This is a genomic window from Bradyrhizobium sp. INPA03-11B, from assembly GCF_040446015.1.
Taxonomy (GTDB): Bacteria; Pseudomonadota; Alphaproteobacteria; order Rhizobiales; family Xanthobacteraceae; genus Bradyrhizobium; species Bradyrhizobium macuxiense_A.
In genome coordinates, this window is record NZ_JASGSR010000083.1 from 1 (window position 1) to 22,082 (window position 22,082).

Consider the following 22,082-nt stretch of genomic DNA (forward strand, 5'->3'; position numbering starts at 1 on the left):
CAAGCGGGAGAGGGAGTACACCGTCGCCGCGGACGCAGACTCCCAACCAATAACAACCATCGGAGTGAAACAACATGAACACGGATCTCAACCGCGTCACCAGACTACTCTCCGCCGCGATCTGCGCGGCGCTGCTCACCTCATCAGCCATCGCGCGCGAGAAGCCGAGCCCGCTCGTCGCGGCGCGCGAGGTCAAGACCGACGTCGCCGGGCTGAAGGCGCCGGGCCAGATCCTGGTCGATGTCTGGGGCATCCCGCACATCTATGCCGGCAACGAGCACGACCTGTTCTTCCTGCAGGGCTTCAACGCCGCGCGCGACCGGCTCTGGCAGATCGATCTCTGGCGCAAGCGCGGGCTCGGCCTGCTGGCGCAGGACTTTGGCCCGGCCTATGCCGAGCAGGACAAGGCGCTGCGCCTGTTCCTCTATCGCGGCGACATGAATGCGGAATGGGCCGCCTATGGCCCGAAGGCGAAATCCTATGCCGAGGCGTTCGTCGCCGGCGTCAACGCCTATGTCGCCGACGTCAACGCGGGCAAGCATCCGCTGCCGATCGAGTTTCGGATCGCGGGCACGAAGCCGGATTTGTGGTCGGCGGAGGATGTCGTGCGCGTCCGCAGCCATGGCCTGACGCGCAACGTCGCCTCCGAGGTCAAGCGTTCGCTGGTGGCCTGCGCCGCGGGCCTCGATGCCGATCGCTTCCGCGTCAAGCTGGAGCCGGAATGGACCACCAAGATCCCCGACGGGCTCGATCCCTGCAGCGTGCCGAAGGGCGTGCTCGCGGCCTATGACCTTGCCACCCGCCCGGTGAAGTTCGCCGCCCCGAAGGACCAGAAGGCGGCGCTGGCGCACGATCCCGACACCTACCTCGCCGAGGCCGATCAGCAGCGCGACACGATCGGCTCCAACAACTGGGTGATCGCGGCATCGCGCACCGCGACGGGCCGGCCGATCCTCGCCAACGATCCGCATCGCGAGCATTCGGTGCCGTCGCTGCGCTACATCGTCGGCCTCAACGCGCCCGGCATCTCCGTGATCGGCGCCGGCGAGCCGGCGCTGCCGGGCATCTCGATCGGCCACAACGACACCATCGCCTTCGGCCTCACCATCTTCAACGTCGACCAGGAAGACCTCTACGTCTACGAGCTTAACCCCGACAATCCGAACCAGTACCGCTACGGCACGGGCTGGGAGGACATGCGGATCGTGCATGAGAAGGAGGCGGTGAAGGGCGAGGCCGACCGCGACCTCGAGCTGAAGTTCACCCGCCACGGCCCGGTGATCTTTGTCGATGCCGACAAGAAGCATGCCTTCGCCGTGCGCTCGATCTGGTTCGAGCCGGGCACCTCGGCCTATTTCGGTTCCTCCGACTACATGACCGCGAAGTCGTGGAACGGCTTCCTCGGCGCGATGCGGCGCTGGGGTGCGCCGTCGGAGAACCAGGTCTATGCCGACACGTCAGGCAATATCGGTTGGGTTGCCGCCGGCAAGACGCCGCGCCGCATCAGCTTCGATGGGCTGATGCCGGTGCCCGGCGACGGGCGCTACGAGTGGCAGGGTTTCCTGTCGCTCGACGAATTGCCGAAACTGTATCAGCCGAAGCAAGGCTTCATCGCCACCGCCAATCAGATGAACCTGCCGGCGGACTATCCGGTGGGCGAACGCCGGATCGGCTTCGAATGGGCCGACAGCGCGCGCTGGCAGCGCATCACCGAGGTGCTGGAGAAGAACAGCAAGGTGACGCTGGCCGACGCGATGGCGCTGCAGAACGACGACACCGGCATGCTCGCGCGGCGGCTTGTTGCGCTCGTGAGGCCGCTTACGTCTGATGATGCCAATGTCAAGAAAGGCCTCGATCTGCTCAATGCATGGGATGCGCGCGACACCGAGGACAGCGCCGCGGCCGCTGTCTATGAGGTGTGGATCGCAAACCATCTCGGACCGGTGCTGCTGAAGAGCACGGCGCCGAAGGCGGCCGAGCTGATCGCGCCGGAAGCCTCCAGCATTTCCGCCATTGTGGCCTATCTCGAAAAGCCGGACGCCGCGCTCGGCAGCGATCCGGCAGCGGAGCGCGACCGCGTGCTGCGCGACAGCCTCGGCGCGGCCGTCGCCGATGTCACCGACAAGCTCGGGAGCGATGCGTCCATGTGGCGCTGGGGCCGCCTGCATGTCGCCAGGTTCGATCACGCGCTGATGCCGCTCGCCGACAAGGCAACCGCGTCACAGATGCAGGTCGGTCCGCTCGCGTTCGGCGGCGCCGCCAACGTACCGCGGGCCGCCACTTATCGGCGTTCCGACTATCATCTGATCTCCGGTGCCTCGTTCCGCATGGTGCTCGATGTCGGCAATTGGGATGCGAGCCGCACCATCAACACGCCAGGCCAGTCCGGCAATCCCTTCAGCGGCCACTACCGCGACCTCGCCCCGCTGTGGGCGACGGGCCAGTATGTGCCGCTGCTCTACAGCCGGCCGGCGGTGGAAGCCGCAACCGCGGAGGCGATCACGCTGACGCCGCGGTGAGGGGGCGCGCACGTCTCACCGGCCGTGCCACAAACTCCACCGTCGTCCCGGCGAAAGCCGGGACCCATAACCACGAATACCAATTCTATTGCGATGCTGGGGCCACAGCCGTCGCGACAACAGGACCCTGTGGTTATGGGTCCCTGCTTCCGCAGGGACGACACCGAAGAAGTGGCGCGCATCGCGCACTATCTCGCCTGTTTTTCCTGCAGCTCCTACATCGCGCGTAACATTGCATCTGCCGCGACCTGCGGATATCTCCGGCCGACAACGCTGAAACAAAGGTCGCCTAATGCTGCTGCCCGACGGTTACTCCGACATCCCCCACGGCAGGGTCGCCGCCGTCGTCACACATCTGGAAATGACAGCGCGCCCGCCGCTGCGCGACGATCCGCCCGGCGCGTGGCGCCTGCGCAAGGTCGATCCGCCGGCGCTCGACTGGTACCGCGATCTCTACCGCCGCGTCGGCGAGGACTGGCTGTGGTTCACCCGCACCGGGCTCGACGACGCCGATCTCGCCTCGCGGATTCACGCGCCCGGCGTCGAGCTCTACGGGCTGGTCGCGGATAGCCGGGATGAAGGCCTGCTCGAGCTCGATTTCAGCGTGGGTGGCGAATGCCAGCTGCTCTATTTCGGCGTCACCGCAAAATTCATCGGCACCGGCGCCGCGCGCTTCCTGATGAACCGCGCACTGGAGATTGCCTGGTCGCGCGACGTCGGCCGCGTCTGGGTCCACACCTGCACCTTCGATCATCCCTCCGCCGTCGCGTTCTACCAGCGCTCCGGCTTCCGCGCGTTCAAGCGGCAGATCGAGGTGGCGGATGATCCGAGGCTCAATGGCGAACTGCCGCGCGACGCGGCGCGACATGTGCCGGTGATCGGGGGCGGCCTGCGTCGTCCTGGACTCTAGTCGCGACCAACTGCGTACTTGCTAGCAACCTAAGGTGCGGCTAGAAGGCAACATCAATTGTAGATATTTGAATATTGAAGGGCGAGTCGGCCCTTTTGGTAGTTCGCACCGGGAATCTAAGCCTGATGAGCGTCCTTGAAGGTACAAAGGTCGAAAACCTGTCCCGAATCGTTGAAGAGTCAACGCGTTCGACTAAGGAGGGTGTGAAGTATTTCATTGAGCCTGCTCCCGGCACCTTGGCTCGGGCAAAGAATAAACGTCACCACATTATTTTTGGTCGCAGAGGCTCGGGCAAATCCAGCTTGCTGGCAAAGGTGACAGCGGATTTAACGATCAATCGAAGTCCAATTGCTTACGTCGATCTCGAAGAGTTCAAGGGACATAGCTATCCGGATGTTCTGCTCAGTGTATTGATCAAAACACTCAATGAATTCAAAATTTGGATGGATACAGCTGCGATACATCCGTCCAACCGGACTTCGTTCTGGAAGAAGTTGTTTGGTGCTTCGCCGTCGAAGAAGGGATTCTCTCGTAGCAAGACCGCCGAAATCTCCTCTGAACTTGGTGCCATGATCGGAGAGCTCAACGCGGTCCTCTTTGCCGCGGACGACGCGAAGGTCCAAACTTTGCGAAAGGGCGAAGTTGGATCTGAGTTGCAGACTGCTCTAACGGCAAGTGTAAAAGCGCCGGTCGCATCCGTAGAAGGCAGCAGAAAAGCCACGGAGAAAGACACGCAGTTATCTCAGACGCAGCAAGAGTACACTTCTCGCAAGATCGAAGTTCTGCATCGAAACATCATGAGATATAAGGCGCTGTTTCAGCAAATGACAGAACTGGCAGATGGTCCAGCATTTCTTCTATTGGATGACCTATATCACATCCGAAAATCGGATCAGGCTGAAGTCCTCGACTACATGCATCGAATTGCCAAGGGGCTAAATCTTTGGATCAAGGTGGGTACAATCCGGCATAGGTCTCGTTGGTATACCTACAGTGATCCGCCAAGGGGGATGAAGCTTGGCGATGACGCGGAGGTCGGGCCGGAAAAGGCGATGATCGCGCGATCGGGGGCCGAGCGGCGCAGGCATCTGCGCATCACGGCGCTGGCGACCGGGCTCGCCGACAAGGCGGTGAGCCTCGTCTATGAGCGCGTGCTGCGCAAGGAGCAGCTGAAGCTCTGGGTCGAGCGTTGCGAGGCGCAGATTTCAGGTGTGCTCGCGGTGCTGGAGCAGGAGCGGGGCGCGGTTGCGTCGCTATATTGGCTGGGTGATCGCATCGGTCACGCCGACGTCGCGGTGGCCTGCGCACTGCGCTTCACCGGCGAGGCGCATCCGCATCTGTTCGATGCGCGCTATCCGGCGCTGCAAGCGCACGCCACGCGCTGCGAGGCGCTGCCGCCGTTCCAGGAAATCGTGCAGCCGCTGGCGCCGCCGAAAGGGTAGGGCGTATCGTGATCTCTCTCTAGTGTCATTCCGGGCTCTCGCTTCGGGCCGCCCCGGAATGACGAAGGAATGTCATGCAGCAAACTCAGTGTCGTCCTGGCTTTCCCAGGACGACGGTGGTGTATGTGGCGCGGGCGGCGACCAGTTGCCGACCGCACCACACCGCACCCGCCCCCGAGGCGCGTGCTTCGGGCTACCCATTGCCGATCCGATCTTCTATGGTGATTTGATCCGGTTCGCATGCGGCGAACTCGATAAATCCATGATATCAAAGGCTTAAGGCTCGGATCGAAGCCTTTGGAGGGCGGTTTGACGCGGTATATTTCGACCAGGGGTGAGGCCCCGGTGCTTGGCTTCTGCGATGTGATGCTGACCGGGCTTGCCCGCGACGGCGGGCTCTACGTGCCCGAGACCTGGCCACAGCTGTCGCACGAGACCATCGCCGGCTTCTTCGGCCGTCCCTATTGGGAGGTCGCGGTCGAGATCATCAAGCCGTTCGCCGCCGGCGAGATTTCCGATGCCGAACTCGGCCGCATGGCCAACGAGGCCTATGCCACGTTCCGCCACCCCGCGGTGGTGCCGCTCGACCAGGCCGGGCCGAACCAGTTCCTGCTCGAGCTGTTCCACGGGCCGACGCTGGCGTTCAAGGACGTCGCGATGCAGCTGATCTCGCGGCTGATGGATCACGTGCTCGCCAAGCGCGCGCAGCGCACCACCATCGTGGTCGCAACCTCGGGCGATACCGGCGGCGCCGCGGTCGAGGCGTTTGCCAATCTCGACAATGTCGATCTCGTGGTGCTGTTCCCGAACGGGCGCATCTCCGAGGTGCAGCGCCGCATGATGACGACGACCGGCGCTGCCAACGTCCACGCACTCGCGATCGAAGGCACGTTCGACGATTGCCAGGCGCTGGTGAAGGAGATGTTCAACAACCATCGCTTCCGTGACGCGGTGGCGCTGTCCGGCGTCAACTCGATCAACTGGGCGCGCATCGTGGCGCAGGTGGTCTATTATTTCACCTCGGCGGTGGCGCTCGGCGCGCCGCAGCGCACGGTGGATTTCACGGTGCCGACCGGCAATTTCGGCGACATCTTCGCGGGCTACGTGGCCAAGCGCATGGGGCTGCCGATCCGCTGGCTGCGCATCGCCGCCAACGTCAACGACATCCTGCCGCGCACGCTGAAGACCGGCAATTACGAGGTGCGCGAGGTTCACGCCACGGCGTCGCCGTCGATGGACATCCAGGTGTCCTCGAATTTCGAGCGGCTGCTGTTCGAGGCGAGCGGCCGCGACGCCGATCAGGTCCGCCGCCTGATGGCCTCGCTGAAGCAGTCCGGCCGCTTCGTACTCCCCGATGCGACGCTGGCCGCGGTGCGCCGCGATTTCGACGCCGGACGTGCCGACGAGACCGAGACGGCGGCGGCGATCCGCGCCGCCTGGCGCGAGGCCGGCGATCTGGTCGATCCCCACACCGCGGTGGCGCTCGCGGTCGCCGACCGCGACACCTCGGACTCCAAGATCCCGAACATTGTGCTGTCGACCGCGCATGCGGCCAAATTCCCCGACGCGGTCGAGGCCGCCTGCGGCGTGCGTCCGCAGCTGCCGGCCTGGCTCGGCGGGTTGATGACGAAATCCGAGCACATGACGGTCATGAAGAATGATGCCGCCGAGGTCGAGCGCTTCGTGCTGTCGGTCAGCCGTGCCGCCAAGCAGGGAGTTGCCTGATGAGCGTTGAGATCACCAAGCTGCCGAGCGGCCTGACCGTCGTCACCGACACCATGCCGCATCTGGAAACCGCGGCGCTTGGGGTTTGGGCCGGGGTCGGCGGCCGCGACGAGAAGCCGAACGAGCACGGCATCTCGCATCTCTTGGAACACATGGCGTTCAAGGGCACCGCGCGGCGCTCCTCGCGCGAGATCGTCGAGGAGATCGAGGCGGTCGGCGGCGACCTCAATGCCGGCACCTCGACCGAGACCACGGCCTATTATGCGCGGGTGATGAAGGCCGACGTGCCGCTGGCGCTCGACGTGCTCTCCGACATCCTCGCCAATCCGTCCTTCGTGCCGGACGAGCTCGAGCGCGAGAAGAGCGTGATCGTGCAGGAGATCGGCGCGGCGCAGGATACGCCCGACGATGTCGTGTTCGAGCATCTCAACGAGCTCTGCTATCCGGACCAGCCGATGGGGCGCTCGCTGCTCGGCACCGCCAAGACGCTCAAGGCCTTCAACCGCGACACGCTGCGCGGCTATCTCTCGACGCATTACCGCGCCCCGGACATGGTGGTGGCCGCCGCCGGCGCCGTCGATCACAAGCGGGTCGTCGAGGACGTCGCGCAGAAATTCGCGAGCTTCGACTCGACGCCGGCGCCGAAGCCGCAGCCGGCGATGTTCGGCAAGGGCGGCTCGAAGGTGGTGCATCGCGATCTCGAGCAGGCGCATCTGACGCTGGCGCTGGAAGGCGTGCCGCAGACCGACCCGTCGCTGTTCTCGCTGCAGGTCTTCACCAACACGCTGGGTGGCGGGATGTCGTCGCGGCTGTTCCAGGAGGTGCGCGAGAAGCGCGGGCTGTGCTACTCGATCTACACCTTCCACGCCCCCTACACCGACACCGGCTTCTTCGGCCTTTACACCGGGACCGATCCCGCCGACGCGCCGGAGATGATGGAAGTCATCGTCGACGTCATCAATGACGCCGTGGAGACCCTGACCGAGGCCGAGGTCGCGCGTGCCAAGGCGCAGATGAAGGCCGGGCTGTTGATGGCGCTGGAAAGCTGTTCATCCCGGGCCGAACAGCTGGCACGCCATGTGCTAGCCTATGGCCGGCCGCAGACGGTGGAAGAGCTGGTGGCACGGATCGATGCGGTCAGCGTCGAATCGAGCCGCAACGCCGCCCGCGCGCTGCTGTCGCGCAGCCGGCCCGCCGTTGTTGCCCTCGGCAGCGGAAGGGGTCTGGACACGGCGGTGTCTTTTGCGGAAGGATTGACGAAGTCGAAGGCAAAGACGCTGCTGCATTAGAAGTTACCTCTCCCCGCCTGCGGGGAGAGGTCGGGTTGCGAAGCAATCCGGGTGAGGGGTACAGGTCCCCGACAATCGGCTCGCTCGTGGAAGCAGCCCCTCACCCCGACCCTCTCCCCGCAAGGGCGGGGCGAGGGGAAGTGAGCGGGGGAGTGTTGGGCCATGGCCCTGTTTCGTTTGCCGTCTGGTGGACCCGCCGCACTGATGCCGCGCGGTCACGGGCTGTTGCTGCGTGCGCCGCAAATGTCGGATTTCCCGCAATGGGCGCAATTGCGCGAGTTCAGCCGCGCCTATCTCACGCCATGGGAGCCGATCTGGCCCTCCGACGACCTGACCCGCGCCGGCTTCCGCCGCAGGCTGCGCCGCTACAGCGAGGATATCGCTGCCGACCGCTCCTATCCGTTCATCATCTTCCGCGAATCGGACGGGGTGATGATCGGCGGGATCACGCTCGCCAATGTCCGCCGCGGCATCGTGCAGGCCGGCACGATCGGCTATTGGGTCGGCCTGCCGCATGCCCATCGCGGCTACATGACGACGGCGCTGCGGGTGCTGCTGCCCTCGCTGTTCGGCGAGCTCAATCTGCATCGCATCGAGGCGGCCTGCATCCCGTCCAATGCGTCGTCGATCCGCGTGCTGGAGAAGTGCGGCTTCACCCGCGAGGGCCTGGCGCGGCGCTATCTCTGCATCAACGGGATCTGGCAGGACCATTTGCTGTTCGGCCTGTTGCACGAGGATTTCCGCGGCTGAATCGCAAGCCTGCCGGCTGATGGCCGGTGCCGCCCGGCGCCTTCCAGATGCCTTGTTACATGCCCTTCACATGCCTTGGGTTCGCCGCCATTGGCTTGCTATAACGCCCGCGAAACGGGAACTCGGTTTGGAGATTTGAGGATATCGATGGGTGACAGGGTGATCAGGTTCGCGCTCGCGGCGGCGGTATCGATCGGTCTCGGTGCCACCCTGCTGCCGGAGGCCAGCTCGGCGCAGTCGCTGAGCGACCGCTTCAAGAGCCTGTTCGGTGGTGGTTCGTCGGATTCGAAGCCGGCGACACCCGCGGCGCCGCAGCAATTGAACGACGCCGACGCCGAGCTGACCTGCCCGCCGGTGCAAATCCGCTCCGGGGCCTCGACCTATTCGGTGGCCGTGGACGGCAAGGAGGCGGTCGGCAACGACGTCAAGTTCCTGGCCTCGATCACGCGCACGGCGCGGCAGTGCAACCTGAATGGCGGCGTGATCACCGCCAAGATCGGGATCCAGGGGCGGATCATCGTCGGTCCCCAGGGCGCTCCGCCGACCGTTCAGGTGCCGCTGCGCGTCGCCGTGGTGCTGGGTGGCGTCGGCGAGAAGACCATTGCGACCAAGGCCTACACGACCACGGTGCAGATGGACGACAGCGGCAGCGTGCCGTTCAGCCTGGTCGCCGAGGATGTCGTCTATCCGGCGCCGTCACCGGCCGACAACGACAATTACATCTTCTATATCGGCTTCGACCCGCAGGCCCTGAAGCCGGAACCGAAGCCGCGCGCGCCGCACAAGAAGAAGTAGCAGCAGAGCGTTTTCCAGCGAACCGGGTGCCGGTTCGCTTGGAGAAGACGTCAAGAAAGCACCCCGCGCGGCGCGGGGCAGATTTGAACAAAGAAAAAGGCCGGCGCGATAATCTCGCGCCGGCCTTTTTTTGGAAGCAGTTGTGCTCGCGTCAGTTCAGCTTGGAGCGGACTTCGGCGATGCCCTTGCCGACGAGGTCGTCGGCAACCGAGCCCTTGACCGACTGCGACAGGATGGTCGAAGCGGCGGTCACGGCGGCGTTGGCCGCGGCGGCGCGGACATCGGCCACGGCTTGGGCCTCGGCCTGGGCGATCTTGCTCTCGGCGGTCTTGGTCCGCCGGGCGACAAAATCTTCCATCTTGGTCTTGGCTTCAGCCGCGATCCGCTCGGCCTCGGCCTTGGCGTTGGAGATGATGTCCTGGGCCTCGCGCTCCGCGCTGGCGCGGCGCGCCTTGTACTCGCCGAGCAGCTTGTTGGCCTCGTCCTTCAGACGGCGGGCGTCCTCCAGCTCGGCCTTGATGCGCTCGGCACGATGATCGAGCGCCGTCAGCAGGGTGCGATGGACGCCGAGGTAGCCGAACACGACCAGCAGAATGACGAAGGCAATCGCAACCCAGGTTTCCGGTTCGTAAAACATCGTCTATCCCTTCAGCGACGCGTCGACGGCGCTGTTGACCGCATTCGCGTCCGGCGTGACGCCGGCGAGTTGCTGGACGATGGCGCCGGCCGCATCCGCCGCGATGCCGCGGACGTTGCTCATGGCGTTGGTCCTCGTCGTTGCGATCTGCTTCTCGGCGTCGGCGAGCTTGGCCGCCAGTTTCTCTTCCAGCGCCTTGCGCTCGGCTTCCGAGGCCGCGTTCAGCTTCTCGCGGGTCTCGTTGCCGATCGCCTGCGCGTTGGCACGCGCATTCGCCAGCTCGGTTTCATAGGCCTTCAGCGCCGCGTCGGACTCGTCCTTCAGCCTCTGCGCCTCGGCCAGATCGCCCTCGATCTTGTTCTGGCGTTTGTCGATCGTCCCGCCGACGCGCGGCAGTGCGATACGCGACACGATCAGATAGAGCGCGACAAATGCAATCGCCAGCGACACCAGCTGCGAGGCGAAGTTGGAGGAATCGAACGGCGGAAAGGCTCCGCCGTGATGTCCGCCATCGGTCTCGGTGTGGGCGCCGGCCGCCTGGCCTTTTGCCTCGCCATGACTCTCAGCCATGGTGTTCTCCTGTTGCTGTCATGCGCGCCGCCCTGGAATGATCCTTGGGCGGCGCGAAGGAAGTGCCGCTCAGAGCGGAACGAACAGCAGAAGCAGCGCGATCAGCAGCGAGAAGATGCCGAGCGCTTCGGTCACGGCGAAGCCGAAGATCAGGTTGCCGAACTGGCCCTGAGCGGCCGAGGGGTTACGCACCGCAGCGGCGAGGTAGTTGCCGAAGATGATGCCCACGCCGACGCCCGCACCGCCCATGCCGATGCACGCGATGCCCGCGCCGATAAGTTTTGCTGCTGCCGGTTCCATTTGTAGCTCCTTGAGAAAGATAGACAGATTGGTGGGTGGAGATTCCCCGGACCGCTTAGTGTCCCGGATGAATGGCGTCGTTGAGGTAGATGCAGGTCAGGATCGCGAACACGTAGGCCTGCAGGAACGCGACCAGCAGTTCGAGGGCGTACAGCGCAATCGTGAGCGCCAGCGGCAGCACGCCGCCGACCCAGCCGAGCGCGCCCAGCGAGAAGCCGAGCATCGCGACGAAGCCCGCGAACACCTTGAGCGCGATGTGGCCGGCCAGCATGTTGGCGAACAGACGAACGCTGTGCGAGACCGGCCGCAGGAAGAACGACAGGACCTCGATGAACATGACCAGCGGCAGGATGTAGATCGGAACGCCGGAGGGGACGAAGATCTTGAAGAATTTCAGACCGTTCTTGTAAAGGCCGTAGAACAGGACGGTGAAGAACACCAGCAGCGCAAGGGCTGCGGTCACGATCAGGTGGCTCGAGATCGTGAAGGTGTAGGGGATCACACCGACGAGGTTCGAGACGCAGAGGAACATGAAGATCGAGAAGATCAGCGGGAAGAACTTCATGCCTTCCGAGCCGGCCGTGCTGCGAATCGTGGTGGCGACGAACTCGTAGGAGATCTCGGCGACCGACTGCAGCCGTCCGGGAACCAGGTCCCGGCCGCTCGCCAGCATCAGCAGCGCAATCAAGAGCACCGCGATGAACATGTAGAGCGACGAATTGGTGAAGGCGATCGTGTGATTGCCGATGTGGCCGAGCGTGAAGAGGGGCTCGATATTGAACTGATGGATCGGGTCGATTTTCATCCGCGCGGCTCTTGGTCCACCGGCCGTGTCGCCGGTTATCGAATTTCAAATGTCGTGACTTCCCGCCAGCGCTCAGCGCTTGCCCGAGGCCACGCCCGCGGACCTCACCACGTTGACCACCCCGGCGACGAAGCCGAGCAGCGTTAACACGATGAAGCCGAATGGCGACGTCGACAGCAAACGGTCGAACCCCCAGCCAATCGCCGCCCCGACGGCAACGCCCGCGATCAGCTCCGAGGAAAGACGAAAACCGAGCGCCATCGCCGAAGCTCTGGCGGCACTGTCCCCGCTTTCAGTACCGGATTGATCAGTCTTGCTCCTGCGGCTGTCGCGAATTTCTGACAACCGATGATCGAGACTTCCGAGCCTTGCGGAAAGCGCAGCTTCGTCAGGAGGCGATTGATCGCGACTTCCATCTGCGCCGTGGTTGGTGTTCTCAGCCATGCTGCAAACACTAACCGATGCCGCGGATGATGGAAATTGCGCCCGTCCCCGTCAAAAGCCGCGCGGACCATACTTACGGCGTCTAATCAAGTCAAGATTGCGTCGTAACCAGTTATTGCTTTGATTCTGCTGGTTTTATTTGGAGATATTCAAGGTCAGAGTGACGCAGTGTTCGCAGTGCAACAGCTTGTATGCTTTGAAGCGATGTTGCGTGGCTTTTCCCGCTCTGCTGGGATCACCGAAAGTCCTCATCCCTCGCGCAGTCAAGGTTCCGCATGCCGCGCCAAATCGACTACTACTTCTCGCTGCAATCGCCCTGGGCCTATATCGGCCACAAGCCCTTCGCTCGGCTCGTAAGCACTTACGATCTCAACGTAAATTACCGGCCCGTGCTGCTGGTCGATCTGTTCTCGGAGACCGGCGGGCTGCCGCTCGCCAAGCGCCATCCGGTGCGGCAGCGCTATCGGTTGATCGAGCTGCAGCGCTGGCGCGACAAGCGCGGACTGACTTTTCACCTGCAACCGGCTAACTGGCCGTTTAACGGGCGCCTTGCCGATGGCGTCGTGATCGCGATGCTCGAAGCCGGGCTCGACCCCGAGCCGTTTCTGCAACGTGCCTATCCGGCAGTCTGGGAGCTTGAGCTCAACCTTGCCGATCCGGCAACGCTGGTGAAGCTCGCCGACGATGCAGGTCTGCCGGGCCGGCAGCTGGTGGAGCGCTCGGGCACGGAGGCGATCAGCGCGGCCTATGAGCAGAATCGGCAGAATGCATTGGACGCCGGCGTGTTCGGCTCCCCGGGATATGTGCTCGATGGCGAAGTGTTCTGGGGCCAGGACCGGATCGAATTGCTCGAGGACGCGTTGAAGTCAGGCCGCAAGCCCTATAGCTCTGTGGTGTAGGGGCAGGAATCAGGTTGAGGCGGAGCAAGCCCATGCCCATCGCGATGTCGTCCTCGAAATTGTCCATCGCAATTGCTGCCATCCTGATCTCAAGCGGTACGGCATTGGCGCAAGCCGCGCCCGATACCGAGAACGGCCGCTACGCGTTGTCGCCGGCCGGCGACGGCTTCCTGCGGCTCGACACCCGCACCGGCGCGGTGTCGACCTGCACCAATTCCAGCGCAGGCTGGGCCTGCTACATGGTGCCGGACGAGCGCGCGGCGCTCGATGCCGAGATCGGACGCCTGCAGGCCGACAATGACAAATTGAAAGGCGAGCTCGCCGCGCGCGCACCGTCGGCCAAGACCGACGAGGCGTTGCCGAAATCGGATCAGCTGAAGAAGCCGGAGCCCAAGACACAGGAGCCTAAGGTCGCCGAGGGCGAGCGCAAGATCGAGATCCCGCTGCCGAGCGACCGCGACATGGATCGCATGATGTCGTTCGTCGAGCGCGCCTGGCGGCGGCTGATCGAGATGGCCAACCGCGTGCAGCGCGACGTCAACGGCGGCAAGATTTGATGTTGTGCTGACACTGTTACCACAGCGTCGTCCCGGCGAAAGCCGGGACCCATACGCCGCGGCCCTTCAAGTTCGAAGACTCGGAGTTGATGTCTCGCCTAACCAATGGATGTCGGTGGTTATGGGTCCCGGCCTTCGCCGGGACGACGTGTTGAGAGACTGCAGATGAATTCACCGAGAACAATGTCGCACTCTGTGCCCTCCGCGGTCGCGGCAACCAGCATCATGTCGTCGCGACTGACGGTCGAAACCTCGCGCGCCGGCTTCACCGACATCACGCGTGAGGTCGCCAAATTCCTGCGCGAGGTGCGCGCCGGCGAGGGCGCGGTGACGCTGTTCATCCGTCACACCTCGGCCTCGCTGACGATCCAGGAGAATGCCGATCCGGCCGTGCTGGCCGACCTGATGACGGCGCTCGATCGCGCCGCGCCGGAAGACGGCGGCTGGCGTCACGACACCGAAGGTCCCGACGACATGCCGGCGCATATCAAGACCATGCTGACCGCGACCTCGCTGCAGGTCCCCGTGCTCGATGGCGAGATGGCGCTCGGTACCTGGCAGGGCATCTATCTGATCGAGCATCGCGCCCGGGCGCACCGGCGCGAGATCGTGCTGCAATTCATCGGCGTGATCAGAGCCTGACCGCGGGGCACGCGTGAAAAGAAACCGGCCGCGGATCGCTCCGCGGCCGGTTCATCGAAAGGATCGTGTCGGCTGTCAGGTCTTGCTGATGTCGACGTCCTTGGTCTCGGGCAGGAAGATCGCGCCGACCACAGCGGTGATCGCCGCGAAGATGATCGGATACCAGAGGCCGGCATAGATATCGCCGGTCGAGGCGACGATCGCGAACGCGGTCGCTGGCAGCAATCCGCCGAACCAGCCGTTGCCGATATGGTAGGGCAGCGACATCGAAGTGTAGCGGATCTTGGTCGGGAACAACTCGACCAGCATCGCGGCGATCGGGCCGTACACCATGGTGACGAAGATCACCAGGATGAACAGCAATCCGATCACGGCAGCGACCTGGGGACGGAAGATGTCGAACGGATGTGCCATCTTGATGATCCCGGCGTCGCCGGCCTTGGGATAGCCGGCCGCGGCGATCGCTGCGGTGATGGCCGGGTTACCATCCTTGGCGTTGGCGTAGGGGACGTCCTTGCCGTTGACGACGATCTTCACGCCAGAGCCGGCCGCGCCGTAGCTCGTCGAGTACTTGACCGACGACTGGGCGAGGAAGGCGCGGGCGACATCGCAGGGCGCGGTGAAGACGCGGGTGCCGACCGGATTGAACAGGTCGCCGCAGCCCGCGGGATCGGCGACCACCTCGACCTTGGTGGATTCGATCGCCTTCTCCAGCGCCGGGTTGGCGTTGGAGGAGATCATCTTGAAGATGGGGATGAAGGTCAGCGCCGCGATCGCACAGCCCGTCAGGATGATCGGCTTGCGGCCGATCCTGTCGGACAGCGCGCCGAACACGATGAAGAAGCCGGTACCGAACAGCAGCGACCAGGCGATCAGCAGGTTTGAGGTGTAACCGTCGACCTTGAGGATCGATTGCAGGAAGAACAGCGCGTAGAATTGGCCAGTGTACCAGACCACGCCCTGACCCATGGTGCCGCCGAGCAGGGCAAGGAGCACGATCTTGGCGTTAGACCAGTTGGCGAAAGCTTCCGTCAGCGGCGCCTTCGAGCTCTTGCCTTCGTCCTTCATGCGCTGGAACACGGGCGATTCATTCAGCCGCAACCGGATCCAGACCGAGATGCCGAGCAGCAGCACCGAGACCAGGAACGGGATGCGCCAGGCCCAGTCGGCGAAGTCCTTTTCGCCGGTGATCGAACGGGTGAACAGGATCACCAGCAGCGACAGGAACAGGCCGAGCGTTGCCGTGGTCTGGATGAAGGAGGTGTAGTAGCCGCGTTTGCCGTTCGGCGCGTGCTCGGCGACGTAGGTTGCGGCACCGCCATATTCACCGCCGAGCGCAAGGCCCTGCAGCAGGCGGAGCGAGATCAGGATGATCGGCGCCATGATTCCGATGGACTTGGCGCTGGGCAGGAGGCCGACGATGAAGGTCGACAGGCCCATGATCAGGATGGTGACGAGGAAGGTGTATTTGCGGCCGACGATGTCGCCGACCCGGCCGAACACGATCGCGCCGAACGGACGAACCAGGAAGCCTGCGGCGAAGGCCAGCAACGCGAAGATGTCGCGGGTCGCCGGCGGATAGTCGGAGAAGAACTGCGCGCCGATGATGCCGGCCAGTGAGCCGTAGAGATAGAAGTCGTACCACTCGAACACGGTGCCGAGCGACGACGCGAGGATGACGAACCGCTCATCCTTCGTCATGCCGGCGGGCCGCGCCGAAGTTGCAGTCATTGTGGACATCTGGATTGCTCCCCCCGAATTATTGCTGCCATGCTCGCCCCGTCTGCCGGGTCAGGCCCGAATAGGCCCCAAGCTTAAGTTAAAAGGTAACATCGCAGTGAAACCTGCCCCAATAAGACTTTTGGCTTTTGCACGCCCGAACCTATCTTGAGAGGTGAGACTAGGATGGAACGCCCCGGCGTGCGTCTATTGCGGCGCACAAGCTCGGCCGGTTAACTGCGTTGGCATCTGGTATTTTCGAGCCCTTGCGTGATACTGCCGCGCGGGCGACAACCGAACGGCGCGGGCTAGCCCGCTTGTGGGACTGAGATGACTGCTGCTGCCAATACTCATCTTGTCATCGCCGACGACCATCCGCTGTTCCGCGATGCGTTGCGCCAGGCGGTGTCGAGCGTCGTGAGTTCGGCCACGATCAGCGAGGCCGGATCGTTCGAGGACCTGACTGCGCTCTTGGAACGGGACTCCGAGGTCGACCTGATCCTGCTCGACTTGAGCATGCCGGGGATCAGCGGCTTCTCCGGCCTGATCTATCTGCGGGCGCAGTATCCGGCCATCCCGGTGGTCATCGTCTCCGCCAGCGACGATGCCGGAACCATCCGCCGTTCGCTCGACTTCGGCGCCTCCGGTTTCATCCCCAAGCGCTTCGGCGTCGAGACGCTGCGGGATGCCATCATAAAGGTGATGGAGGGCGACGTCTGGGTTCCGCCGGACACCGATCTGTCGGCCGCCGGCGATCCCGACATGACGCGGCTGCGCGACCGCCTGGTCACGCTGACCCCGCAGCAGGTGCGGGTGCTGATGATGCTGTCCGAGGGGCTGCTCAACAAGCAGATCGCCTACGAGCTCGGCGTCTCCGAAGCGACCATCAAGGCCCATGTCTCGGCCATTTTGCAGAAGCTCGGCGTCGAAAGCCGAACCCAAGCCGTGATCGCCGCCGCCAAGATCGCCGGCGGCCAATGGCGTCAGGGCACGCCGTCGACTTAAGGCCATTGCGAGACCTTTGTCCCGTCATCCTGAGGTGCGAGCGAAGCGAGCCTCGAAGGATGAATCGGCCACAGACGGGCCGTGCATCCTTCGAGACGCGCGTTCCGCGCTCCTCAGGATGACGGGACAATCAGGACACCGCGCTTCACGCGCGGTGGAATGAGCTGAGCTCACTCCGCCGCCACCATCTGCTGCGTCCGCCACTGTCCGAGCAGCGCGCGCAGCGACGCCGGCTTCACCGGCTTGTTCAGCACCGCGATGTTCTCCTCGCGCGCGGCGGCGCGCACCGCCGGGCTGCGGTCGGCGGTGATCAGGATCGCCGGGATGCCGTCGCCGAAGCGGCGGCGGATCTCGCGGATCGCGGCGACGCCGTTGCCGCGGTCGAGGTGATAGTCGACCAGCACGCCGGTGACGCGGCCGCCGGCGGCCTCGATCGCGCTGATCGCGCCGTCGGCATCGAGCACCGCGATCACCTCGGCGTCCCACGCCGTCAGCAGCGTCTTCATGCCGTCGAGGATGGCGGGGTCATTCTCGATGCAGACGATCAGCGAGCCGCTCATCGGCGTCTTCGACAGCGGGGTGGCGCTGGTGACAGCTGCGGTATGGTTGACCGCGGTCGCGACCGGCACGGTGACCGAGAATGCCGAGCCGCCGCTGACATTGGCCGAGATCGCGATGCGGTGATTGAGCACGCGCGCCAGCCGCTCGACGATCGATAATCCAAGACCGAGGCCGCGGGCGATCCGGGCGCCCTGCTCGAGGCGGTGGAACTCCTTGAAGATCTCGCCGCGCTTCTGCACGGGGATGCCGACGCCGGTATCGAAGATGCTGATCTGCAGCGCGTCGCCGCGGCGGCGGCAGCCGATCAGCACGCGGCCGCGCGGGGTATATTTGATCGCGTTGGAGATGAAGTTCTGCAGCAAGCGGCGCAGCAGCGAGCGATCGGATTCGACCGGCAGCGAGCAGGCCACGAAGCGCAGATCGAGGCCCTTGTCGCGGGCGATCGGCATGAACTCGATCTCCAGCGAGCGCATCAAGTCGGCCATCCGGAAGCTCGTGATCGCCGGCGTCATGGCGCCGGCATCGAGCCGGGAAATGTCGAGCAGCGCGCCGAGGATGTCCTCGATCGCCTCGAGCGAGTCGTCGATGTTCTCGACGAGGCGCGAATCCTCGCCGCCGTTCTGGCGTTCGACCAGGCTCGTGACATAGAGGCGCGCCGCGTTGAGCGGTTGCAGGATGTCGTGGCTCGCCGCCGCCAGGAAGCGCGTCTTGGAGGCATTGGCGTCCTCCGCGATGCCTTTGGCGAGCGCGAGCTCCGAGTTCAGCCGCGTCAGCTCCTCGGTGCGGTCGCGCACCCGCTTTTCCAGCGTTGCATTGGCGCGCTCCAGCGCCTCGGCGGCCTCGAAGCTCGGCGTGACGTCGGAGAAGGTGATGACGAGCCCGCCGCCCGGCATGCGGTTGGCGCGGACCTCGATCACCAGGTGGCGGTCGGTGAAGCGTTCCAGATAGGGCTCGCCCTCGGTGGTGTAGGCGCGCAGCCGCAATTGCAGCAGATTGTCGCTGTCGCCGGCCGGCGGCGGACTGATCGCGCCCATGAATTCGAGGATCTCGGGCAAGGGGATGCCGAGCTGCACCAGATGCGGCGGCAGCCCGAGCAATTCGGAGAACTGGCGGTTGGAGCAGATCAGCTGCAGATCGGCGTCGAACACCGCGATGCCCTGGCGCACGTGATTGAGCGCGGTCTGCAGGATCTCGCGGTTGAAATGCAGCGCGGCGTGGGAGTCGTCGAGCAACTTCAGCGCGGCCTTGGCTGACACCGTGCGCCGCTGCAGCAGCAGCGACATCACGAGGCGTGAGGACGCCGCCCCGATCGAGGAGGCGATCAGCCGCTCGGCGTGCTGCAGCAACTCGAAATCAGCGGGCGCCGACGCCAGCAGCACGACGTTGCGGTCGACGGCGAATGCGGCGAACGCCTCGCGGGTGCGGTCGGGGCCGAGATATTGCGTCACCGTGCTCTCGATGTCCTGCACCGTCACCGTGGTGCGCCAGCGCCGGAAGCTCGGCGCAATCGGGGCCAGCGCATTGGGCACGAACACGTCGGCCTGCAACAGTTCGATCGAGGACGGCGCGCGCGCCAGCGAGAACAGCACATAGGTGAGGATGTTGAGCGCAAGGCTCCACAGCACGCCGTGCAGCAGCGGCGGCAAATCGGCACCGAACAGCGCCTGCGGCCGCAGCGCCTCGATCCCGAACGGCCCGTGTTGCAGCAGCATCAACCCGGCGGTCGAGTTTTCCAGGAAACTCGGGATGAACAGCGTGTAGAGCCACATCGCGAAGCCGACCAGCATGCCCGCCATCGCGCCGCGTGCGGTGGCTCTGCGCCAGAACAGGCCGCCGAAGAAGGCCGGCGCGAGCTGGGTGATCGCGGCAAAGGACAGCAGGCCGATCGCGACCAGCTGGGTATTGCCGAGCGCGCGATAATAGAAATACGCCATCACCATGATCGCGAAGATCGAGAAGCGGCGCGCCTTCAGGAGGAAATCGCCGAAATCCTTCTGGCCGATGCGGGCGTCGTCGCTGCGCGGCAGCACCAGCGGCAGCACGATGTCGTTGGAAACCATGATCGACAGCGCGACGCATTCGACGATCACCATCGCGGTCGCCGCCGACAGGCCGCCGACGAACACCGCAAGGCTGAGCAATTGCGAATTGCCTTCGATCGGCAGCGCCAGCACGAACATGTCGGCATCGACGGCGCCGAACGGGAAGATGACGAGGCCTGCGATCGCGATCGGGATCACGAACAGGTTGATGGCGATGAGGTAGAGCGGGAACAGCCAGCGCGCCCTTGTGACTTCGGCGGGCGTCGAATTCTCGACCACGCTGACATGGAACTGGCGCGGCAGCAGCATCACCGCGCAGAACGACAGCAGCGTCATGATCAGGAAGTTGCCGATCGACGGCACATATTCGATCGCACGCACCGCTTCCGGTGTCTTCAGGGCGCGCTCGTAGAGCTCGACCGGGGAGAACATCCAGAAGGTGACGAAGGCGCCGGCGGCGATGAAGGCGACCAGCTTGACGATGGATTCGGCTGCGATCGCCAGGATCAGGCCGTGCTGGTGCTCGGTCGCGTCGGTGTGGCGGGTGCCGAACAGCACCGCGAACACCGCCATCGCCAGCGTCACCATCAGTGCGATGTCGCCGATCACGGGGATTTTCGAGAACGCCTGGTCCTCGCTCAGGATGGTTTCCAGTGACGAGGCCATCGCTTTCAGCTGCAGCGCGATGTAGGGCACCGAGCCGATGATCGCGATCAGCGCCACCGTCGCGGCGACCGCCTGGCTCTTGCCGTAGCGGGCGGCGATGAAGTCGGCGATCGAGGTGATGTTCTGCGACTTGGCGAGCGCGATGACGCGGCGGAGCAGCGGCGTGCACAGCCCGACCATCACGATCGGGCCGACATAGATCGCCAGGAAGTCGACGCTGGTGCGGGTGGCGAAGCCGACCGAGCCGAAGAAGGTCCAGGAGGTGCAGTAGATCGCGAGCGACAGCGGATAGATCCAGTGGCTGGCGCGGCCGCGCTCGCCCGTCGACATCCGGTCGCCGCGGCTGGCAATGAAGAACAACAATCCGATGTAGGCGAACGCCGTGGCGATGACGCCCCAGTCGTGCAGCATCGCTGCTTATCTCCTGTCCCGGCCGCTGGGAGGGCCGGGTCTCAGGATTATAACGCAAAGGGCCGGCCGCGCGATGCACGGCCGGCCCAAATTCGCAGGTTGAAACGGATAGGGTTACTCGGCGGCCAGCGACTTCTGGTGCAGCGGCAGGCCGAGCCGGTCCCAGACCTGGAGCAGGGCCTCGGCCAGCCCGTCGATCAGGCCGTCGTCATGGTAGGGCGAGGGCGTGATGCGCAGCCGCTCGGTGCCCTTGGCGACCGTCGGATAGTTGATCGGCTGGATGTAGATGCCGTGGTCCTCGAGCAGCATGTCGGAGGCGCGCTTGCACTTCTCGGGGTCGCCGACGAACAGCGGCACGATATGGGTGTCGCTCGACATCACGGGCAGGCCGGCGGCGGTCAGGATCGCCTTGGTGCGCGCGGCGCGGTCCTGGTGGCGCTCGCGCTCCCAGTTCGAGGTCTTGAGGTGGCGGATCGCAGCGGTCGCGGCCGAGCAGATCGCCGGCGGCAGTGCGGTCGTGAAGATGAAGCCCGGCGCGTAGGAACGCACGGCATCGATGACCTCGGCCTTGCCCGCGATGTAGCCGCCGAGGCAGCCGAACGCCTTGGCGAGCGTGCCCTCGACGATATCGACCCGGTGCATCACGCCGTCGCGCTCGGCAATGCCGCCGCCGCGCGGGCCGTACATGCCGACCGCATGCACTTCGTCGACATAGGTCATGGCGCCGTATTTCTCGGCGAGATCGCAGATCTTGGCGAGCGGCGCGACATCGCCGTCCATCGAATAGAGGCTCTCGCAGACGATCAGCTTCGGCCGGTCGGGGCCGGCCGCGATCAAGAGCTCTTCGAGATGCGCGACGTCGTTGTGGCGGAAGATCTGGCGTTCGCAGCCGGCCTGGCGCACGCCCTCGATCATCGAATTGTGGTTCAGCGCGTCCGACAGGATCAGGCAGTTCGGAATAAGCTTCGCGAGCGTCGAGATGCCGGTCTGGTTCGAGACATAGCCCGAGGTGAACAGCAGCGAGGCTTCCTTGCCGTGGAGATCAGCGAGCTCGGCCTCGAGCTGCACCAGCGGGTGATGGGTGCCCGCGATGTTGCGGGTGCCGCCGGCGCCGGTGCCGACCCGGGTCGCGGTCTCGACCATGGCGCCGACCACCTTGGGGTGCTGGCCCATGCCGAGATAGTCGTTGGAGCACCAGATCACGACGTTGCGGCTGCCCTTCGGCGAATGCCAGGTCGCGTGCGGGAAGCGTCCCGCGATCCGTTCGAGGTCGGCGAAAACCCGGTAGCGCCGCTCGTCATGCAGGCGATTGAGGGCGGAATTGAAAAACTGGCTGTAATTCATCGGCAAACCCAGAAAGCGGAACCTGACCGGAATAGCTGCTTCTTCTTAGA

General features: G+C 64.6%; 18 protein-coding genes and 1 pseudogene. 11 read left to right on the forward strand and 8 right to left on the reverse strand.

Features of this window, described 5'->3' with window-relative positions; translation table 11 throughout:
* The first annotated feature begins 74 nt into the window (after positions 1-74).
* From QMZ05_RS28235 to QMZ05_RS28265, 7 genes and pseudogenes are all read left to right on the forward strand, one after another.
* The gene (locus QMZ05_RS28235; protein WP_353703737.1) at positions 75-2,519 is read left to right on the forward strand and encodes a penicillin acylase family protein; all 2,445 of its coding nucleotides are present in this window, start codon (positions 75-77) and stop codon (positions 2,517-2,519) included.
* Between the two features lie 292 nt (positions 2,520-2,811).
* Positions 2,812-3,429, forward strand: coding sequence for a GNAT family N-acetyltransferase (locus tag QMZ05_RS28240; RefSeq protein ID WP_353703738.1), 618 nt, complete (start codon positions 2,812-2,814; stop codon positions 3,427-3,429).
* A 1,034-nt stretch (positions 3,430-4,463) separates the two neighbouring features.
* Positions 4,464-4,871, forward strand: a pseudogene (locus QMZ05_RS28245) (glutathione S-transferase C-terminal domain-containing protein); the annotation flags it as partial.
* Positions 4,872-5,180: 309 nt separating this feature from the next.
* Positions 5,181-6,596 carry a threonine synthase gene (thrC, locus tag QMZ05_RS28250; RefSeq protein WP_353703739.1) on the forward strand — a complete coding sequence of 472 codons (1,416 nt, stop codon included), beginning with the start codon at positions 5,181-5,183 and terminating at the stop codon, positions 6,594-6,596.
* On the forward strand, positions 6,596-7,885 hold the full coding sequence (locus tag QMZ05_RS28255) for a pitrilysin family protein (protein ID WP_353703740.1): 1,290 nt from the start codon (positions 6,596-6,598) through the stop codon (positions 7,883-7,885). Before thrC ends, QMZ05_RS28255 begins: the two co-directional genes overlap by 1 nt.
* Before the next feature lie 162 nt (positions 7,886-8,047).
* Positions 8,048-8,635, forward strand: a complete 588-nt coding sequence (locus QMZ05_RS28260) for a GNAT family protein (RefSeq protein WP_021076543.1) — start codon at positions 8,048-8,050, stop codon at positions 8,633-8,635.
* Between the two features lie 147 nt (positions 8,636-8,782).
* Positions 8,783-9,430 (forward strand): hypothetical protein, encoded by a 648-nt coding sequence (locus QMZ05_RS28265; RefSeq protein ID WP_353703741.1) that lies wholly within the window; start codon positions 8,783-8,785, stop codon positions 9,428-9,430.
* 151 nt (positions 9,431-9,581) lie between these two features.
* Here QMZ05_RS28265 and QMZ05_RS28270 read toward each other — a convergent pair whose 3' ends face one another.
* From QMZ05_RS28270 to QMZ05_RS28290, 5 genes are all read right to left on the reverse strand, one after another.
* Positions 9,582-10,067 carry an ATP F0F1 synthase subunit B gene (locus tag QMZ05_RS28270; RefSeq protein ID WP_074129611.1) on the reverse strand — a complete coding sequence of 162 codons (486 nt, stop codon included), beginning with the start codon at positions 10,065-10,067 and terminating at the stop codon, positions 9,582-9,584.
* A gap of 3 nt (positions 10,068-10,070) precedes the next feature.
* Complete coding sequence (locus QMZ05_RS28275; RefSeq protein WP_353703742.1) at positions 10,071-10,637, reverse strand: F0F1 ATP synthase subunit B; 567 nt, start codon at positions 10,635-10,637, stop codon at positions 10,071-10,073.
* Between the two features lie 69 nt (positions 10,638-10,706).
* Entirely contained in the window at positions 10,707-10,937 is a 231-nt protein-coding gene (locus QMZ05_RS28280) for a F0F1 ATP synthase subunit C (RefSeq protein WP_016847054.1), read from the reverse strand.
* Between the two features lie 55 nt (positions 10,938-10,992).
* Complete coding sequence (locus QMZ05_RS28285) at positions 10,993-11,742, reverse strand: F0F1 ATP synthase subunit A (protein WP_074129613.1); 750 nt, start codon at positions 11,740-11,742, stop codon at positions 10,993-10,995.
* Positions 11,743-11,814: 72 nt separating this feature from the next.
* Positions 11,815-12,186, reverse strand: a complete 372-nt coding sequence (locus tag QMZ05_RS28290) for an AtpZ/AtpI family protein (RefSeq protein WP_279709385.1) — start codon at positions 12,184-12,186, stop codon at positions 11,815-11,817.
* A gap of 275 nt (positions 12,187-12,461) precedes the next feature.
* On the opposite strand from QMZ05_RS28290, the gene QMZ05_RS28295 reads away from it, so the two are divergent.
* The 3 genes from QMZ05_RS28295 to QMZ05_RS28305 all read left to right on the forward strand — a co-directional run bounded on the left by QMZ05_RS28295 (position 12,462) and on the right by QMZ05_RS28305 (position 14,284).
* Positions 12,462-13,085 (forward strand): 2-hydroxychromene-2-carboxylate isomerase, encoded by a 624-nt coding sequence (locus tag QMZ05_RS28295; protein ID WP_353703743.1) that lies wholly within the window; start codon positions 12,462-12,464, stop codon positions 13,083-13,085.
* 32 nt (positions 13,086-13,117) lie between these two features.
* On the forward strand, positions 13,118-13,642 hold the full coding sequence (locus QMZ05_RS28300) for a hypothetical protein (protein ID WP_353703744.1): 525 nt from the start codon (positions 13,118-13,120) through the stop codon (positions 13,640-13,642).
* A 165-nt stretch (positions 13,643-13,807) separates the two neighbouring features.
* Positions 13,808-14,284 carry a secondary thiamine-phosphate synthase enzyme YjbQ gene (locus tag QMZ05_RS28305; RefSeq protein WP_353703745.1) on the forward strand — a complete coding sequence of 159 codons (477 nt, stop codon included), beginning with the start codon at positions 13,808-13,810 and terminating at the stop codon, positions 14,282-14,284.
* Positions 14,285-14,359: 75 nt separating this feature from the next.
* Here the strand turns inward: QMZ05_RS28305 and QMZ05_RS28310 are convergent, their stop codons facing one another.
* A complete protein-coding gene (locus tag QMZ05_RS28310) occupies positions 14,360-15,985 on the reverse strand; it encodes an MFS transporter (RefSeq protein ID WP_353703758.1) in 1,626 nt (541 codons plus the stop codon).
* A 348-nt stretch (positions 15,986-16,333) separates the two neighbouring features.
* Between QMZ05_RS28310 and QMZ05_RS28315 the strand changes: the two genes are divergently transcribed.
* A complete protein-coding gene (locus QMZ05_RS28315; protein ID WP_353703746.1) occupies positions 16,334-17,008 on the forward strand; it encodes a response regulator transcription factor in 675 nt (224 codons plus the stop codon).
* 170 nt (positions 17,009-17,178) lie between these two features.
* On the opposite strand, the gene QMZ05_RS28320 is transcribed toward QMZ05_RS28315, so the two are convergent.
* Together QMZ05_RS28320 and hemA are read right to left on the reverse strand one after the other, a co-directional pair.
* Positions 17,179-20,688 carry a PAS domain-containing hybrid sensor histidine kinase/response regulator gene (locus tag QMZ05_RS28320; RefSeq protein WP_353703747.1) on the reverse strand — a complete coding sequence of 1,170 codons (3,510 nt, stop codon included), beginning with the start codon at positions 20,686-20,688 and terminating at the stop codon, positions 17,179-17,181.
* Between the two features lie 114 nt (positions 20,689-20,802).
* Positions 20,803-22,032, reverse strand: a complete 1,230-nt coding sequence (gene hemA, locus QMZ05_RS28325) for a 5-aminolevulinate synthase (protein WP_353703748.1) — start codon at positions 22,030-22,032, stop codon at positions 20,803-20,805.
* Positions 22,033-22,082: the final 50 nt, after the last annotated feature.

Bases quoted from the DNA above. Each gene is read 5' to 3' on its own strand.
- QMZ05_RS28235 (WP_353703737.1), top strand. From the start codon at position 75: ATGAACACGGATCTCAACCGCGTCACCAGACTACTCTCCGCCGCGATC.
- QMZ05_RS28240 (WP_353703738.1), top strand. From the start codon at position 2,812: ATGCTGCTGCCCGACGGTTACTCCGACATCCCCCACGGCAGGGTCGCC.
- QMZ05_RS28255 (WP_353703740.1), top strand. From the start codon at position 6,596: ATGAGCGTTGAGATCACCAAGCTGCCGAGCGGCCTGACCGTCGTCACC.
- QMZ05_RS28260 (WP_021076543.1), top strand. From the start codon at position 8,048: ATGGCCCTGTTTCGTTTGCCGTCTGGTGGACCCGCCGCACTGATGCCG.
- QMZ05_RS28265 (WP_353703741.1), top strand. From the start codon at position 8,783: ATGGGTGACAGGGTGATCAGGTTCGCGCTCGCGGCGGCGGTATCGATC.
- QMZ05_RS28270 (WP_074129611.1), bottom strand. From the start codon at position 10,067: ATGTTTTACGAACCGGAAACCTGGGTTGCGATTGCCTTCGTCATTCTG.
- QMZ05_RS28275 (WP_353703742.1), bottom strand. From the start codon at position 10,637: ATGGCTGAGAGTCATGGCGAGGCAAAAGGCCAGGCGGCCGGCGCCCAC.
- QMZ05_RS28280 (WP_016847054.1), bottom strand. From the start codon at position 10,937: ATGGAACCGGCAGCAGCAAAACTTATCGGCGCGGGCATCGCGTGCATC.
- QMZ05_RS28285 (WP_074129613.1), bottom strand. From the start codon at position 11,742: ATGAAAATCGACCCGATCCATCAGTTCAATATCGAGCCCCTCTTCACG.
- QMZ05_RS28290 (WP_279709385.1), bottom strand. From the start codon at position 12,186: ATGGCTGAGAACACCAACCACGGCGCAGATGGAAGTCGCGATCAATCG.
- QMZ05_RS28295 (WP_353703743.1), top strand. From the start codon at position 12,462: ATGCCGCGCCAAATCGACTACTACTTCTCGCTGCAATCGCCCTGGGCC.
- QMZ05_RS28300 (WP_353703744.1), top strand. From the start codon at position 13,118: ATGCCCATCGCGATGTCGTCCTCGAAATTGTCCATCGCAATTGCTGCC.
- QMZ05_RS28305 (WP_353703745.1), top strand. From the start codon at position 13,808: ATGAATTCACCGAGAACAATGTCGCACTCTGTGCCCTCCGCGGTCGCG.
- QMZ05_RS28310 (WP_353703758.1), bottom strand. From the start codon at position 15,985: ATGACGAAGGATGAGCGGTTCGTCATCCTCGCGTCGTCGCTCGGCACC.
- QMZ05_RS28315 (WP_353703746.1), top strand. From the start codon at position 16,334: ATGACTGCTGCTGCCAATACTCATCTTGTCATCGCCGACGACCATCCG.
- QMZ05_RS28320 (WP_353703747.1), bottom strand. From the start codon at position 20,688: ATGCTGCACGACTGGGGCGTCATCGCCACGGCGTTCGCCTACATCGGA.
- hemA (WP_353703748.1), bottom strand. From the start codon at position 22,032: ATGAATTACAGCCAGTTTTTCAATTCCGCCCTCAATCGCCTGCATGAC.